This window comes from Cellulomonas terrae, assembly GCF_007990265.1.
GTDB lineage: Bacteria > Actinomycetota > Actinomycetes > Actinomycetales > Cellulomonadaceae > Cellulomonas > Cellulomonas terrae.
Map to the genome: position 1 here is coordinate 1 of NZ_BJWH01000008.1, position 14,554 is coordinate 14,554.

A 14,554-nucleotide genomic window follows, 5' to 3' on the forward strand; every position below is an offset into this window, starting at 1 on the left:
CGCGACGACCACCGGTGCGCGTACTGCGGGGGCGGGGCGGACACCGTCGACCACGTGCACCCGCGCTCGCGCGGCGGGCGGCACGAGTGGACGAACGTCGTCGCGGCCTGCGTCCGGTGCAACCACCGCAAGGCCGACCGGCTGCTGCACGAGATCGGCTGGGAGCTGCCGTTCGTGCCGCGCGCGCCGCGCTGGTCGGTGGCGTTCGGGACCACGTCGGTCCGGTCCGAACCGCTGTGGTCGGCGTACGTCGTGGCCTGACTCTCGTCTTCGTCAAGGATCCACCAACGTATGGCATCATTCCGGGAACTCGAAGGCGCAAGTGGGCCTCAGAGGAGGACACTGGGACGAGCGCACGGCGGGCTCGGTACGAGCACGGAGGCTCCGGATGACGCGTGACGATGTGGTCCTCGTCGGGGTGGACGGATCGGCGGCGAGCCTGCACGCGCTCGACTGGGCCGCGGCACAGGCCCGCACCCACGGCTGGGCCGTCCGACTGGTCTGCAGCTACTCGCTGCCGTCGTTCACGGCGGCCTCGCTCGACGGCGGGTACGCGGCGTTGGACGACACCGCGATCCAGGAGGGCGCCAAGGCGGTGCTCGCCGAGGCGACGCAGCGCGTGTCCACGATGGGCGTCCCCGTCACCGCCAAGGTGCTCACGGGCGACGCCGCGGGGGTCCTCGTCGAGATGTCGCACTCCGTCCGGCTCGCGGTCGTCGGGACGCGTGGCCGGGGCGGGTTCGCGGACCGGCTGCTGGGCACCGTCTCGTCGGCCCTGCCCGCGCACGCGTACTGCCCCACGGTCGTGGTCCCGCTGCGGGAGGCCGGCAAGGCCCTGCCCGACGACGCACCGATCCCGGCTCCGCGTCCCGTCCAGCGGATCGTCGTCGGCGTCGACGGGTCTCCGCAGGCGGAGCACGCCCTGCGCTACGCCATCGGTGAGGCCCGGGCGTGGGGCGCCGAGCTGACCGCTGTGGCCGGTGTGCCCGTCGGGTCGATGTCGGGCGTCCTGGCGTGGCTGCCGGCGGCCGTCGACCACGAGCAGGTGCTGCGGGACGTCACCGAGGGGCTGAACGTCGTCGTCGACCGTGCCCTGGCGGACGTGCCCGACCTGACCGTGCGGCGCATCGCGCTCGACGGCACGGGCGCGGAGCTGCTCACCGAGTTCTCCGTCGCGACCGACCTGATCGTGGTCGGGTCGCGGGGCCGCGGCGGGTTCGCGGGGCTGCTGCTCGGGTCGACCAGCCAGGCCGTCCTGCACCACTCCGACTGCCCCGTCATGGTGGTCACCAACCGGTGCGCCACCGCGGAGGCCGTCGCGGGGTAGTCAGCCCGCGGGGGCCGGGGGGACGTCGGGGCGGCGGACGAGCGCCGAGAGCACCACGGTCGACCGGGTCCGCGCGACGAAGGGCTCCGCAGCCAGCCTCTCGACCACCCGCTCCAGGTGGCGCATGTCCCGCGCGCGCACCTGCACCATGAGGTCGACGTCCCCGGTCACCGTGCTCGCGGCGACGACCTCGGGGTAGTGCTCGACGGCCGCGCGCATCGTCGCCGGGCTGGTCGAGCCCTGGCAGAACAGCTCGACGAACGCCTCGGTCTGCCAGCCCATCGCCGCGGGGTCCAGCCGGACCGTGAACCCGCGGATGACCCCCCGCTCACGGAGCCGGTCCACCCGGCGCTTCACGGCCGGTGCGGACAGCGAGACCTGCTCCCCGACCTGCGCAAACGTCGCCCGGGCGTCCAGCGCGAGGACGCGCAGGATCGCGGTGTCGAGGGCGTCGAGCCCGGAGTCGTCCGTCACGTCCCTCATCATCGCGGACATGCTCTCGATTGGTGTGGTCATCCAAACGATGACAATGTGCACGCAATACGCCGAACGGGTGATTCAACAAATAGGGCAACTTGCCTCAAGGCGGACGCAGGACGTGCCGAGATCAGGGGAGGCCCCAGCTTCTGGGGTCTAGCGAGGGAGGCGACGTGGTCAAGGAGACCCAGAAACGGCTCGATGTGGTCCCGAGCCAGCGGCCGTCGGTGATCAGTGCACCGACACCGGTGATCGCAGATCCACCGACCGTCATCGACGTCCCACACCCCCACGCCGCACCATCTCCCCTCGTCGAGCCCCAGCCCGATCCCGCCGTACCGCGGTCGGCCGGGACCCGCCGGGCCGTCTGGGTCGGACTCGCCGCAGGTCTCGTCCTCGCCGTCGCGGCCGGCGGCAGCGTCTACGCCGCGGAGCAGCGCGCGCAGCGGGCCGAGACGGAGGCGCTCGCCGCGGGGCAGCGGGTGGACGAGCACGTGCTCGCCGCAGCACGCGACGCGGTCGCGGAGCGCTCCGCCGACGTCGTCGTCGCCCAGGCGGCGTACCAGAGCAGCCGCGCCGCCGCGACGAGTGCCGCGCAGGCCACCGTCGACCACGCGAACGCCACCCTCGCCGCCGTGCCGAACGCCGGGGAGGCCCCGCGGGCCGCCCTCGCCGGCGCGTCCGGTGCCGTCGGCGCCGCCCTGACCGCTCCCGACGTGAGCCTGCGGTCGCTGCGCACGCTCGTCGCCGGTGTCGCCGCACCCGAGAAGGCCGCCGTCGACGCCCAGGCGGCGTGGCAGGCCGCGGAGAATGCGCGGATCGCCGCCGAGCAGGCCGCCGCCGCAGCCGCCGCACAGGCGGCTGCGGCGCGTTCCGTCGCCAAGGCCCCGGCCCGGTCCACGGCGCCCCGGTCCACCACCCAGAAGTCCACGGCGGGCACCGCACCCGTCGCGCCGAGCGGCGCGAGCATCCCGTCCGGCGGGAAGGTCTGCACCTCGAGCGGTTCCGGGGCGGGCGAGTCGAGCGTGTCCGCCATCGGCTCGGCCATCAACGCCTACCGTGCCTCGCTCGGTCTCTCCCAGCTGTCGGTGTCCCGCAGCGGCAGCCTCGTGTCGCACTCGATCACCATGGCCAACGCGGGCGGCATCTGGCACTCCGGCGGCGACAACATCGTGGCCTGCGTGAGCAACGGCTCGGCGTCCTCGATGGTCTCCGCCTGGTCCCGGTCCGCCGGGCACGACGCCCAGATGCGTCGGACCGACGTGTCGAGCATGTCCGTCGGCGGCGCGAGCCTGAACGGCTGGCTCTACGGCGCGGTGCGCTTCAGCTAGCGCCTGGCACGTCCGAGCATCTGGCCGCCCTGACGGCCAGGTGCTCGGACGTCGTCATGTGCGGCGACCGGGCGTCCGAGGACGTGGTCGCGGGGGCAGCCACGTCCTCGGAACGCTCGCGGTGGGGGTGGGGCAGCCGCGACGGGTCAGCGGAGGGCGTCCGTGAGGGCGTCCGTCGCCAGGTCCAGGTCCTCCACCGTGATCGTCAGGGGCGGGGCCAGGCGGATGGTGCTGCCGTGGGTGTCCTTGGCGAGGACGCCGCGGGCCAGGAGGCGCTCGCAGAGCTGGCGGCCGGTCAGCGGCGGCGTGACGTCCAGGCCGGCCCACAGGCCCGCGCGACGCGACGAGGCGAGCAGGCCCTCGTCGACGAGCGCGTCGAGGCGGGCACCCCAGTGCAGGCCGAGCGTCGTCGCCCGCGCCTGCAGCTCGCCGGTCTCCAGCAGGCCGACGACCGCGAGACCCACCGCGCACGCGAGCGGGTTCCCGCCGAACGTCGAGCCGTGGGTGCCGGCGGTCAGGACGCCGAGGACGTCGGACCGGCCGACGACGGCGGACACGGGCAGGACGCCGCCGCCGAGGGCCTTGCCGAGCGTGACCAGGTCGGGCTTCACGCCCCAGAGCTCGGAGGCCAGCGTGGTGCCGGTGCGGCCGAGGCCGGACTGGATCTCGTCGGCGACGAGGAGGACGTCCTGCGCGGTGCAGAGCGCGCGGAGGCCGGGCAGGTAGTCGTCGGGCGGGATGACGACGCCCTGCTCGCCCTGGATGGGCTCGACGAGCACGGCCACGGTCGTCTCGTCGATGGCCTCGCGCACGGCGTCGACGGAGCCGTACGCCACGACCCGGAACCCGGGCGTGTACGGGCCGAAGCCGCGACGTGCGTCCGGGTCGGTGGAGAACGACACGATCGTGGTGGTGCGGCCGTGGAAGTTGCCGTCGACGACGACGATCGTCGCGCGGTCGGCGGGCACGCCCTTGACGTCGTAGCCCCACTTGCGGGCGGCCTTGATGGCGGTCTCGACGGCCTCCGCGCCCGTGTTCATCGGCAGCACCATGGGCGGGCCGGCGACCAGCGGGCCGATCAGCGCAGCCAGGCGGGCCGCGAAGGGCTCGAGCAGCTCGTGGTCGAACGCGCGGGACGTGAGCGTGAGCCGGTCGATCTGCGCGTGGGCAGCCGCGGTGAGGACGGGGTGGCGGTGGCCGAAGTTCAGTGCCGAGTAGCCGGACAGCAGGTCCAGGTAGCGCCGGCCCTCGTCGTCGGTCACCCACGAGCCGAGCCCCTCGACCAGCGTGACGGGCAGGGGGTGGTAGTTGGGCGCGAGGACCGAGAGCCCCGCATCCACGAGGGTCATCGTCCGGAGCCGGAGGCGGGGCGGATCTCCAGCGTGCAGCACTTGGCGCCGCCGCCGCCCTTGAGCAGCTCGCTGGTGTCCACCGGGATCGGGTTGTAGCCGCGCGCGGCGATCGCCGCGGCGAGGTCGACGGCGCCGGGGGCGACGACGACGTTCAGCCCGTCGGAGACCGCGTTGAGGCCGAGGGCGACCGCGTCGCGCTCGGTGGCCTCGACCGCGTCGGGGAAGAGCTGGCGCAGGACGGCACGCGAGCCGGCCGAGAACGCGGGCGGGTAGTACGCGATCTGCGGGTCGGCCGGGTCGCTCGACAGCACGGCCAGCGCGGTGTCGAGGTGGTAGTAGTGCGGGCTGACCAGGTCGAGCGAGATGACCGGGCGACCGAACAGCTCCTGGAGCTCGGCGTGCGCGGCGCGGTCGGTGCGGAAGCCCGTGCCGGCCAGGACCAGGTTGCCGACGACGAGCAGGTCGCCCTCGCCCTCGTTGGTCTCGGCGGCGGTGTGCGTGACGTAGCCGCGGTCGGCGAACCACTTCTGGTACGCGGGACCCTCGGGCTGGCGCTCGGCGTAGCGGAACCTCGCGGAGTACACGACGCCGTCCAGGACGGTCGCGCCGTTGGCGGCGTAGACCATGTCGGGCAGGCCGGGGATCGGGTCGATCGTCTCGACGGTGTGGCCGAGGTCCAGGTACACGTCGCGCAGCGTGCGCCACTGGCGGACGGCGAGGTCGGCGTCGGTGTACCTGGTCTTGTCCATCCACGGGTTGATCTCGTAGGACACCGTGTAGTGGACGGGCTCGCACATCAGGTAGCGGCGATCGGTACGTCCGGGGGCGGTCGGGGTCATGAAGGCTCCTCGTGGCGTGTCGTTCCCCCAAGGCTACGAGCCGGTACGCTCCGGGCCGTTCATCTCAGGTTGTGCGCTGGGCCGCGATCCGTTGCGTCGCGGAACCTAAGCGTGGCGATTCGTTGCGTGAGCCTCCTGGCGGGCTTTCATCAGCGCGTACCGGACCATCCCGCCGAGGAACGGCTTGAGCGCGGCCTCGGTGAGTCGGCGGGGGAGCGGGCCCGCGAGGTAGACGTTCTCGCTCCAGAACACCCGGCTGGAGGACGGCCCCGCGGGCACGACGACGATGCTCGCGTGCCCCTTGAGCACGTGCCCGATCTTCGTGAACGTCGCGACGCCCGGCTCCGCGCCGACCGGCGGGTCGTAGCGGTCGACGGTCATCACGTCGGCGAGCCCGGGGAACCCCCGCCGCGCGAACGGCCCCGAGACGGCGGTGACCGTGGCCCCCGCGGCCGCGGGACCGTCGAGCGACACCCGGGTCAGCGGGATCCAGCGTTCGTGGTTGCGCAGGTCGGCGACCAGCGCCCACGCCGCCGCGGCATCGACCGGGAAGGACCGGACCACGGCGTCGATCGGGATGCTCGTCACGCGCCCCATCGTCCGCGCGGGTAGCGTCCCTGTCCATGGAGAGCAGGCAGCTAGGGCGCACAGGCAGGTCGGTCGGGGTCGTGGGGTTGGGGTGCTGGCAGCTCGGCGCGGACTGGGGGTCGGTGTCCGACGAGGCGGCGCTGGAGGTGCTGGGCGCTGCCGTCGACTCCGGCGTGACGTTCCTCGACACGGCCGACGTGTACGGCGACGGCCGCTCCGAGAAGCTCATCGGCTCGTTCCTCGCCGCGCGCGGGCCGAACCACGGGCTGACCGTGGCGACGAAGATGGGCCGCCGCGCGGACCCGCACGTCGCCGACGCGTACACGCTCTCGTGGTTCCGCGCCTGGACCGACCGCTCGCGCGAGAACCTCGACGTCGACACCCTCGACCTCGTGCAGCTGCACTGCCCGCCGTCGGAGGTCTTCCGGCGCGAGTCCACCTACGACGCGCTCGACGTGCTCGTCGACGAGGGCCGCGTCGCCGCCTACGGGGTGTCCGTCGAGACCGTCGACGAGGCGCTCGAGGCGATCGTCCGGCCGAACGTCGCCACCGTGCAGATCATCCTCAACGTGTTCCGGCGCAAGCCCTTGGAGCAGGTGCTGCCGCTCGCCGCCGCCGAGGGCGTCGGGATCATCGCGCGCGTGCCGCTCGCGTCGGGCCTGCTGTCCGGGAAGTACGACGAGGGCACGCAGTTCGCCGCCGACGACCACCGGTCCTACAACCGCGACGGGCAGGCGTTCGACGTCGGCGAGACGTTCGCGGGCGTGCCGTTCGAGGTCGGTGTCGCCGCCGCGCGCGAGGTCGCCGACCTGACGCCGGCGGGTGCCACCACGGCCCAGCTCGCCCTGCGGTGGATCATCGACCAGCCGGGCGTGTCCGTGGTCATCCCCGGCGCGCGCTCGGCGGTCCAGGCCGTCTCCAACGCGCAGGCGGCGTCGTTGCCACCCATCGACGAGGAGACGCTCGACGGCCTGCGCGGCATCTACGACGGGCGGATCCGCCAGCACGTCCACGCCCGCTGGTAGTCCCTACTTCTTGGAGCCGATCCGCTTGAACCGGCCCGTGACCTGCTTCGGCTCCGCGGGCAGGATCACGGGTGCGTCGGCCGGAGCGGCGACCTCGACGACCTTCGGGAACGCGAGCGGCGGCGGGCCGAACGCGCGGCGCGCGCCCTCGATGACGTTCTTGCCCAGCGCGCGGGCGCCCGCTACACCGATCACCAGGCCGATGCCGAACGGGACGATCCGGCCGACGGCCAGCCCGGTCTGCTTGGTGAGCTGCGTCCGCACGAAGCGCCGGGTCATGGTCGTGTTCACCTTGCGGACCGTCGCCATGGGCATCCGCGTGAGCAGCGCCCGCGCGACGCTGACGCTGGTCAGCTCCGCGCCGTCGGTGACGATCTTGGCGCCGGAGTCCCCGAGGATCGTGGTCAGCAGGAGCGCGCGACGGCGCTCGACGTCCTCGATCTCGATGCCGTGCACGGAGGCCACGGCCAGCGCGAACGCGGCGGACGCCCCGAAGAACGTGGCGATGTCGCTGGCCGTGAGCGCGAGGGCGACCCCGGTGCCGACGGCCGGGGCCGCCGCCGTCGCACCCACCGCACCGCCGGTGGACTGCACGACGAGCAGGTACTCCTTCTCCAGCAGGCGGACCAGCTGCTCGGGGGTCGCCTCGGGGTTCCTGCGTCGCAACGAGCTCACGTGCGCGTGGATCGTGGACGACGGGATGGTCACGGCCTTCGCGAGGGCCGCCTCGACGATGCTCGGCATCAGCGCTCCCCGGTGACGGTCAGCTGCACGTTCGCGCCGGCGTCGAGCGTGCGGCCCACCGTGCAGTGCGAGTCGATGGCCCGGTGCACGACCGTGATGAGGCGCTCGCGGGCCTCCGGGTCGAGCGAGCTCAGGTCGACCACGAGCTCCTCGGCGAACGCCGGGTACCGGTCCTCGTCGCCGGCCATGCCGCTGACCTTGATGACCACGTCGACGTCGTCGCCCAGCCGGTGCGCGAGCTTGGAGTCGGCGGACAGCCCGCTGCAGCCGGCCAGCGCGATCTTCAGCAGCTCGCCCGGGCTGAACGCCCCGTCGACCTCGACCCCGCCGATGCTCACCTCGGCACCGCGCGAGTTGCGGCCCGTGTAGAGGCGCTTGCCCGTGCGCTCCACCCAGAGCTCGGTGTCCCCGGCGTTCTTGGTGATGTCGGGCGCTGTCGTCTGCTCCGTCGTCATCCCGCGATCCTGCCACGGGGTGCGGCAGGTCTCTTGTCGGCGCAAGTGGCAGGTCTCTTGTCGGCGCAAGTTACGCAACGACTACGGATGGACGGCTCCGACGCCGCTCCTAGGCTGCACCTCCATGAGGGTGTGGCGCGGGGTGCTTGCGGCGGGCGTCGTGCTGGTGCTCCCGGGGTGCTCGCTGTTCGACCGGGACGACACCGACCAGGTCTCGGTGTTCGACGTCGAGGTCGGCGACTGCTTCACCGCGCCGAAGGAGATCACGACGACGTTCACCACGCTGGACCGCGTCGAGTGCGACGTGCCGCACGAGCAGGAGGCGTACGCGCTCGCGACGTACACCGACCCCGGCACGGACACGACGCCCGACACGTTCCCCGGCGAGGCCGCGCTCAAGTCGTTCGCCGACGGGGCCTGCGCGCAGGAGTACGCAGGGTACGTGGGCGTCGACTACCGCGACTCGGAGCTGTTCTTCACCTACCTGCTCCCGTCGCCGCGCAGCTGGGAGCAGGACGAGGACCGCACGACGCTGTGCTTCGTCACGACGACCGACGGGGCGCAGCTGACGCAGTCCGTCGAGGGGACGCAGTGGTGACCTGATGGGCAAGCCCGCTGCCACCGCGACGGCCATGCTGCAGTGCAGCTTCGGCATCGCGCCGTCGACCCTCGTCGTCCTTCCCGTCGCGCGCGTGCTGGTCGAGGGCAAGCCGGCGGCGGCCATCACCGACATGATCCCCGGGGCCAACATCCCGCCCTTCGGCATGTGCACGAGCCTGGCCAACCCGACGGTCGCGGCGGCGACGGCGGCGGCGCTCGGCGTCCTGACGCCCATGCCGTGCATCCCCGCGACGGTCGCGCCGTGGATGAACGGCGCGACGCAGACCCTCGTCGGCGGCAAGCCCGCCCTCACGATGGGCGCCACCTGCCAGTGCGCGTACGGGGGCGTCATCCAGATCCTCAACCCGGGCGCGATGAAGACGCTCGAGGGCTGACGGGCAACTTCGGTAGCGATTACCGATGCTCCCGCAAACCGCCGCTGCATAGCCTGCGGGAAGCGTCCTGCCTGGTCACGCGGGACTTCGTGCGCGTCGAGGAGGCGGGTGAGCCGTGCTGATCCCCGTCGTCGAGGACGGCCTGGAACGCCTGCTGCGCGCGACGCTGCCGCTGTCCACGGAGCAGGGGGACATCTCCTTCGAGGCCCCGTCGAGCACCTGGTCGGCGCAGGTCAACCGGCTGACGGTGAACCTGTTCCTGTACGGGGTGGCCCGGAGCAGCCAGCCGTCGCGGGGGCCGTCGACGAGGGCGGCGACGAACGGGTCCACGGAACGTCGGCACGCCCTGCCGATGGTGCAGCTGTCCTACCTGGTCAGCGCGTGGGCGGGCTCGTCACGCGACGAGCACCTGCTGCTCGGTGACGCGCTGACGCGGCTGCTCGCGCACCAGGTGCTGCCCGGCCAGCACCTGCCCCGGCCGCTGTCGTCGACCGTGCAGCTGGCGCTCGCACCGGACGACCACAACCGGCCGCGCGACGTGTGGTCCGGGCTGGGCGGCTCGCTCAAGGCGTCGTTCACGCTGTTGGTCACGGTCGCGGCGGACGCGTACGACTGGGAGGCCGCCGCACCCGAGGTCACGTCCGTGTCGGGCTCGGCCGTCCCGATCCGGGCGGGCGTCAGCTCGTGAGGGTCAGCAGCACGGTCGAGCGGCTGGACGTGTCGCCCGGCGGCTCCGGGGTGGTCCCTCTCGAGGTCATCAACACCTCCGAGGTCATCGAGTCGCTGTCCGTGCGGGCCATCGGGCTGCCCGAGACGCTCGTGCGGTCCGAGCCCCGGGCGCTCGCCCTGTTCCCGGAGGCGTCCGGCGCCCTGACCCTGACCCTCGACCTGCCGGACGCGTTCCCGGCAGGCACGTACCCGCTGACGTTCGTGATCGCGGGCAGCGCACCGGGTGCCACGGAGGCGTTCCACGACCTCGACCTCGTCGTGCCGCCGCAGCCGCGCCTCGCGCTGACCGCGACCCCGTCGCTCGTGCGCACGCGCGGGCGGGCGGCGTTCACGGTCGAGGTGCGCAACGAGGGGAACGTGCCGCTCGACGTCGCGCTCCGGGCCGTCGACACCGACCGGACCCTGCGCACGTCGATCACGCCGTCGACGCTGACGGTGCCGGCGGGTGCGGTCGCGACGACGACGGTGCTGGCGCGTGGCCCGCGCCAGCTGCTCGGCTCCGACCGGGACCGTCCCCTGCGCGTGGTCGCGCAGGCGACCGAGACGACCGCCGACGTCGAGCTGGTGCTCCGGCAGAAGTCCACGTTCAGCCGCGGGCTCCTCACGGCGCTCGTCCTGCTGTCGATCCTCGCCGCGTGGGCGCTCGCGTTCGTGCTCGGCATGCGCGAGGTCCTCGGCGCGGACCCGTACGCCAAGGTCGCGCCGCCGTCGTTCTTCGTGAACACGGCGACGGCCGAGGGCACACTGCCGGAGGGCACGCCCGCGGGCGCGATGCCCAAGGAGGGGCCGGTCCCGGCGGGCACCGGCGCGACCGTCACGGGGCTGGTGCTCGGCGCGACCGACCAGGAGGGCGTCGGGCGCGTCACCGTCACGGCGTGGCGGCAGGGTCGCGACGGTCCGGTCGAGGTGTCGTCCGCGGCGACCCAGGCGGACGGCAGCTACTCGCTCGCGGGGCTGTTCCCCGGCCCGTACCTGCTCGAGGTCGCCGCACAGGGGTACGAGACGGTCTGGTACGAGGCGGGCACGTCCTTCGCGACGGGGACGCAGGTCGACGCCCTTGCCCAGCAGGTCACCACCGGCGTGGACCTGGCGGTCACCGGGGACCCCGCGTCGATCAGCGGGAACGTCGAGACGGGTGAGGCGCCCGGCACGGTCGTCGTGCAGGTCACCGCGAAGCCGGCGTGGGCCGGCGCCGACCCGGCGACCGAGTACGTCACCGAGACGGACGCCGCTGGCGCGTACACGTTCGCGGGTCTGCCCGCACCGGGCACCTACGAGCTGAGCTTCGTCGCGGAGGGCTACCAGCCGAGCAGCCTGTCCGAGCGGGTCCTGGGCGGGCAGTCGCGGTTCGCGCTGGACGTGACGCTCGGAGCGGGTCCCGGGCAGATCTCCGGGACGGTCACCGACGGGTCGGCGCCCGTGGGCGGCGTCGAGGTGAGCACGACGATGGACGGGAAGCCGGTGGTCGTCGGGACGCCGACGATCGGGCAGGTCGGCCAGTTCGTCGTGCCCAACCTCGCGACGCCCGGCACCTACGTCCTGACGTTCACCAAGACCGGGTTCAGCACGCAGACGGTCGTCGTCGACCTCGGCCCCGGCGAGCAGCGCGCAGACCTGCGGGTCCTGCTCGCGGGCGGTGCGGGGACCGTGACGGGCAGCGTCGTCGACGCGTTCGGCATCGGGCTCGGGGGCGTGACCGTGACCGCGGGCGGGTCCGCGAGCACCGTGACCACGACCACCCTGACGGCGGGGTCCGTCGGCTCGTTCACCCTGACCGGCCTGGCCACGGGCTCGGTGACGCTCACCTTCAGCAAGCCCGGCTACACCTCGGCGAGCGTGCCGGTGACGCTCACGGACGCCGGACCGCCGGCCCCGGTGACCGTGGCGCTCAGCTCGGCGCTCGGGAACGTGACGGGCCGCGTCACGCAGAACGGTGCGGGAGTCCCCGGCGCGACGGTCCAGGCCACCGACGGGACCATCACGCGCTCCACGACGACGACGGCGTCCGGTGGGTTCGGCGCGGGGACGTACCTGCTGCCCGACCTGCCCGCGGGGACCTACACGGTGTCCGTGACGACCGGCGGGGCGGTCCTGGCGACCGCCGTCGTCACCGTCCGGCCGGGGGCGACCACGGCGCAGGACCTCCCGATCGCGGGGAGCCCCTGATGCGCCTCGCGGTCGAGCCGCGCCGGGCCGTCGCGACCCCCGGGACGCCCACGATGCTGGGCGTCGTCGTCACCAACGGCTCCGACGTCATCTCCGGGTACGTGCTGCGGGTGCTCGGCGCGGACCCGTCGTGGGTGGAGATCGAGGACCCGTCGCCGCGGCTGTTCCCCGGGGAGTCGGTGTCCGTCGGGATCGTCCTGACGCTGCCCGAGGGGATCCCGGCGGGCGAGCGACGGGTGTCCGTCCAGGTCCGCGACGTCACCGACCAGGCGGCCATCGCCATCGAGGACGTCACCATCGACGTCCCGGCGCTGCCGCGCACGACCGTGAGCCTGGAACCCGCGACCGTCACCGCCGGCAAGGTCGCCGGGTTCGCCGCCGTGGTGCGCAACGACGGCAACACCGTCCAGCACGCCCGGCTCGTCGCGCGGGACCCCGAGGCCGCCACGACGTACACGTTCGACCCCGACGGGTTCAGCCTCGCGCCGGGGCAGAGCACGTCCGTGGCGCTCGCCGCGAGCGCGAAGCGGCCGTTCGTGGGCGACCCGCTGCTGCGGCCGTTCGAGCTGCGCCTGGAAGGTCCGTCGGCACCGCCGACGGATGCGCCACCGGCTGCCTCGGGTGTCTTCGTGCAGAAGCCGCTGCTGTCCCGCGGGATGCTCGGGCTGCTCGGGCTCCTGCTGGCCATCTCCGTGTTCGCGCTCATCATCACGATCGCGCTGAGCTCCGTGGTGGGCAGGTCCGCCGCCGACCGCGACCTGGCCATCCAGGTGGCGCAGGCCCGGCAGGCCGCCGCCCAGACGGGGACGTCGACGGTCGAGGGCACGGTGATCCAGCTGAGCACGGGCGCGCCCGCGCAGGACGTGACGGTGCTGCTGTTCGGTGCGGAGGACCCGTCGCAGCCGGTGAAGACGCAGGCCACGGGTACGGACGGCACGTTCGCGATGTCGGACCTGCCCGCGGGGGAGTACACGATCCAGGTGACCGGCGCCGGGTTCGCCCCTACCTGGTACCCGTCGGCGGCCGCGCAGCCGGACGCGCAGCCGGTCGAGCTGACCACCGGGCAGACCGTCGGAGGCCTGACGGTCGTGGTCGGTGGCGTGCCCGCGACCCTCACCGGCACCGTGACGGGCGCGGACGTCGGGGGCGCCCAGCTGACGGTGGAGCTGCCGCTCGACGTGCCGCCGCTCGCGGGCGTGGTCGGGCCGGAGCCGGGCGAGGCGACCGCGACCGGGAGCACGGGCGCCGTGGTGCGGACCGTCCCGATCGGCGCCGACGGCACGTTCGAGGTCGCCGACCTGCCCTCGCCCGCCGTGTACGACCTGGTGGTGTCCAAGGCCGGGTTCGCCAGTGCGGTGCAGCGCGTGGACGTGGCCGCGGGGGAGGACCGCAGCGGGATCCAGCTGTCGCTGCTGACGGGCGACGGGTCCATCGCCGGCTCGGTCAGCGGCGCCGCCGGCCCGGTCGGCGGGGCCGCCGTCGTCGCGAGCGCGGGGCAGGTCGTCGTCGAGACGGTGACGCTCACCGAGGACCCGGTGGGGTCGTTCACGCTGCGCGGGCTGCCGACCCCCGGCACGTACACCGTGGTCGTGACCGCGGAGGGGTTCGCCCCCGCGACGCTCAACCTCACGCTGACGCCCGCGCAGGAGCTCACGGGGGTCGCGGTGCTGCTCGGGCAGGACCAGTCGAGCATCAGCGGTCTGGTCACGGTGCCGGGCGGCGACCCGAGCGGCGTCGTCGTGACCGTGACCGACGGGGCGGTGACGGCGCAGACGGTCACGCGGTCGTCCGCGCCGGCGGGCAGCTGGGAGGTCACCGGTCTGCGCGTCCCGTCCACCTACACGGTGACGTTCTCCCGTGCCGACCTGGAGTCGCAGGTGCTCTCGGTGAGCCTCGACGGGTTCGGGAACGTCACGTCCGGGGCGCCGAGCGCGACGCAGGTGAACGCGACGCTGCGGGCGGCGGACGGCACGATCTCCGGGACCGTCCGGCAGAGCACGACGACGGGCGCGACCAGCCCGGTCGGGAACGTGACCGTGACCGTGAGCTCCGGGACGACGCAGCGGGTCGTGACGACCGCGTCGACGCCCGCGTCGCAGGTCGGTCGGTACGTCGTCGACACGCTGCCCCCCGGCACGTACACGGTGACGTTCTCGCGGGCCGGCACGCGGCCGACCTCGACGATCGTCGTCCTCGCGGCGTCGCAGACCCGTGACCTCAGCCCCGTCCTCGTCGCACCCGCCGCGATCTCCGGCACGGTGACGCAGGGCGGCGTGGTGCAGGACGGCCGGGCCGTGCTGCTGTACCTCGCGGCGCAGTACGGGACGGCGGCGGGGCCGGTCGCGACCACGACCACCGCGGCCGACGGGACGTACGCGTTCCAGGACGTCAGCGCCCCCGAGCACTACATCGTCGAGGTCCGCACCACGCCGTCGGGCACCGTGCTGGTCACCTCGACACCGCAGACCGTCAGCGCGAGCCAGCAGCTCGTCGTCAACCTCTCCGTCCCGACCGACTGAGGGGGAT

15 protein-coding genes are annotated in these 14,554 nt (G+C 73.6%); 9 read left to right on the top strand and 6 right to left on the bottom strand.

Annotated features, from left to right (window positions below; all coding sequences use genetic code 11):
- Nucleotides 1–261, top strand: a 261-nt coding sequence (locus CTE05_RS09175; protein ID WP_146845833.1) for an HNH endonuclease, incomplete at its 5' end; no start/stop codon positions are given.
- Nucleotides 262–388: 127 nt separating this feature from the next.
- Nucleotides 389–1,327 carry a universal stress protein gene (locus tag CTE05_RS09180; protein ID WP_146845834.1) on the top strand — a complete coding sequence of 313 codons (939 nt, stop codon included), beginning with the start codon at nucleotides 389–391 and terminating at the stop codon, nucleotides 1,325–1,327.
- On the opposite strand, the gene CTE05_RS09185 is transcribed toward CTE05_RS09180, so the two are convergent.
- The gene (locus CTE05_RS09185) at nucleotides 1,328–1,843 is read right to left on the bottom strand and encodes an Lrp/AsnC family transcriptional regulator (protein ID WP_371863362.1); all 516 of its coding nucleotides are present in this window, start codon (nucleotides 1,841–1,843) and stop codon (nucleotides 1,328–1,330) included.
- Nucleotides 1,844–1,977: 134 nt separating this feature from the next.
- Between CTE05_RS09185 and CTE05_RS20220 the strand changes: the two genes are divergently transcribed.
- Nucleotides 1,978–3,135 (top strand): CAP domain-containing protein, encoded by a 1,158-nt coding sequence (locus CTE05_RS20220; protein ID WP_186814805.1) that lies wholly within the window; start codon nucleotides 1,978–1,980, stop codon nucleotides 3,133–3,135.
- A 146-nt stretch (nucleotides 3,136–3,281) separates the two neighbouring features.
- Here CTE05_RS20220 and rocD read toward each other — a convergent pair whose 3' ends face one another.
- The 3 genes from rocD to CTE05_RS09205 form a co-directional block, all read right to left on the bottom strand.
- The gene (rocD, locus tag CTE05_RS09195) at nucleotides 3,282–4,484 is read right to left on the bottom strand and encodes an ornithine--oxo-acid transaminase (RefSeq protein WP_146845835.1); all 1,203 of its coding nucleotides are present in this window, start codon (nucleotides 4,482–4,484) and stop codon (nucleotides 3,282–3,284) included.
- Entirely contained in the window at nucleotides 4,481–5,326 is an 846-nt protein-coding gene (ddaH, locus tag CTE05_RS09200) for a dimethylargininase (protein WP_146845836.1), read from the bottom strand. Before ddaH ends, rocD begins: the two co-directional genes overlap by 4 nt.
- 105 nt (nucleotides 5,327–5,431) lie before the next feature.
- The gene (locus CTE05_RS09205) at nucleotides 5,432–5,914 is read right to left on the bottom strand and encodes an SRPBCC family protein (RefSeq protein WP_186814806.1); all 483 of its coding nucleotides are present in this window, start codon (nucleotides 5,912–5,914) and stop codon (nucleotides 5,432–5,434) included.
- Nucleotides 5,915–5,949: 35 nt separating this feature from the next.
- On the opposite strand from CTE05_RS09205, the gene CTE05_RS09210 reads away from it, so the two are divergent.
- Nucleotides 5,950–6,939 (top strand): aldo/keto reductase, encoded by a 990-nt coding sequence (locus CTE05_RS09210; RefSeq protein WP_146845838.1) that lies wholly within the window; start codon nucleotides 5,950–5,952, stop codon nucleotides 6,937–6,939.
- Between the two features lie 3 nt (nucleotides 6,940–6,942).
- Here CTE05_RS09210 and CTE05_RS09215 read toward each other — a convergent pair whose 3' ends face one another.
- Together CTE05_RS09215 and CTE05_RS09220 are read right to left on the bottom strand one after the other, a co-directional pair.
- A complete protein-coding gene (locus CTE05_RS09215) occupies nucleotides 6,943–7,683 on the bottom strand; it encodes a hypothetical protein (RefSeq protein ID WP_146845839.1) in 741 nt (246 codons plus the stop codon).
- Nucleotides 7,683–8,138 (bottom strand): OsmC family protein, encoded by a 456-nt coding sequence (locus tag CTE05_RS09220; RefSeq protein WP_146845840.1) that lies wholly within the window; start codon nucleotides 8,136–8,138, stop codon nucleotides 7,683–7,685. Before CTE05_RS09220 ends, CTE05_RS09215 begins: the two co-directional genes overlap by 1 nt.
- 124 nt (nucleotides 8,139–8,262) lie before the next feature.
- Here CTE05_RS09220 and CTE05_RS09225 point away from each other — a divergent pair, with 124 nt between their 5' ends.
- From CTE05_RS09225 to CTE05_RS09245, 5 genes are all read left to right on the top strand, one after another.
- Nucleotides 8,263–8,736: a septum formation family protein gene (locus CTE05_RS09225; RefSeq protein WP_186814807.1), complete on the top strand. Its 474-nt coding sequence runs from the start codon at nucleotides 8,263–8,265 to the stop codon at nucleotides 8,734–8,736.
- 4 nt (nucleotides 8,737–8,740) lie between these two features.
- On the top strand, nucleotides 8,741–9,133 hold the full coding sequence (locus CTE05_RS09230) for a DUF4280 domain-containing protein (RefSeq protein WP_146845842.1): 393 nt from the start codon (nucleotides 8,741–8,743) through the stop codon (nucleotides 9,131–9,133).
- Between the two features lie 115 nt (nucleotides 9,134–9,248).
- A complete protein-coding gene (locus CTE05_RS09235) occupies nucleotides 9,249–9,821 on the top strand; it encodes a Pvc16 family protein (protein ID WP_146845843.1) in 573 nt (190 codons plus the stop codon).
- Nucleotides 9,818–12,028, top strand: a complete 2,211-nt coding sequence (locus CTE05_RS09240) for a carboxypeptidase-like regulatory domain-containing protein (RefSeq protein ID WP_146845844.1) — start codon at nucleotides 9,818–9,820, stop codon at nucleotides 12,026–12,028. The genes CTE05_RS09235 and CTE05_RS09240 overlap by 4 nt, the downstream gene beginning before the upstream one ends.
- Complete coding sequence (locus CTE05_RS09245) at nucleotides 12,028–14,547, top strand: carboxypeptidase-like regulatory domain-containing protein (protein WP_146845845.1); 2,520 nt, start codon at nucleotides 12,028–12,030, stop codon at nucleotides 14,545–14,547. Before CTE05_RS09240 ends, CTE05_RS09245 begins: the two co-directional genes overlap by 1 nt.
- The last annotated feature ends 7 nt before the right edge of the window (nucleotides 14,548–14,554 follow it).

What these genes read in the sequence shown, in the direction of transcription:
- CTE05_RS09180 (WP_146845834.1), top strand. Translation starts at nt 389, where the DNA reads ATGACGCGTGACGATGTGGTCCTCGTCGGGGTGGACGGATCGGCGGCG.
- CTE05_RS09185 (WP_371863362.1), bottom strand. Translation starts at nt 1,843, where the DNA reads ATGACCACACCAATCGAGAGCATGTCCGCGATGATGAGGGACGTGACG.
- rocD (WP_146845835.1), bottom strand. Translation starts at nt 4,484, where the DNA reads ATGACCCTCGTGGATGCGGGGCTCTCGGTCCTCGCGCCCAACTACCAC.
- ddaH (WP_146845836.1), bottom strand. Translation starts at nt 5,326, where the DNA reads ATGACCCCGACCGCCCCCGGACGTACCGATCGCCGCTACCTGATGTGC.
- CTE05_RS09210 (WP_146845838.1), top strand. Translation starts at nt 5,950, where the DNA reads ATGGAGAGCAGGCAGCTAGGGCGCACAGGCAGGTCGGTCGGGGTCGTG.
- CTE05_RS09215 (WP_146845839.1), bottom strand. Translation starts at nt 7,683, where the DNA reads ATGCCGAGCATCGTCGAGGCGGCCCTCGCGAAGGCCGTGACCATCCCG.
- CTE05_RS09220 (WP_146845840.1), bottom strand. Translation starts at nt 8,138, where the DNA reads ATGACGACGGAGCAGACGACAGCGCCCGACATCACCAAGAACGCCGGG.
- CTE05_RS09225 (WP_186814807.1), top strand. Translation starts at nt 8,263, where the DNA reads ATGAGGGTGTGGCGCGGGGTGCTTGCGGCGGGCGTCGTGCTGGTGCTC.
- CTE05_RS09230 (WP_146845842.1), top strand. Translation starts at nt 8,741, where the DNA reads ATGGGCAAGCCCGCTGCCACCGCGACGGCCATGCTGCAGTGCAGCTTC.
- CTE05_RS09245 (WP_146845845.1), top strand. Translation starts at nt 12,028, where the DNA reads ATGCGCCTCGCGGTCGAGCCGCGCCGGGCCGTCGCGACCCCCGGGACG.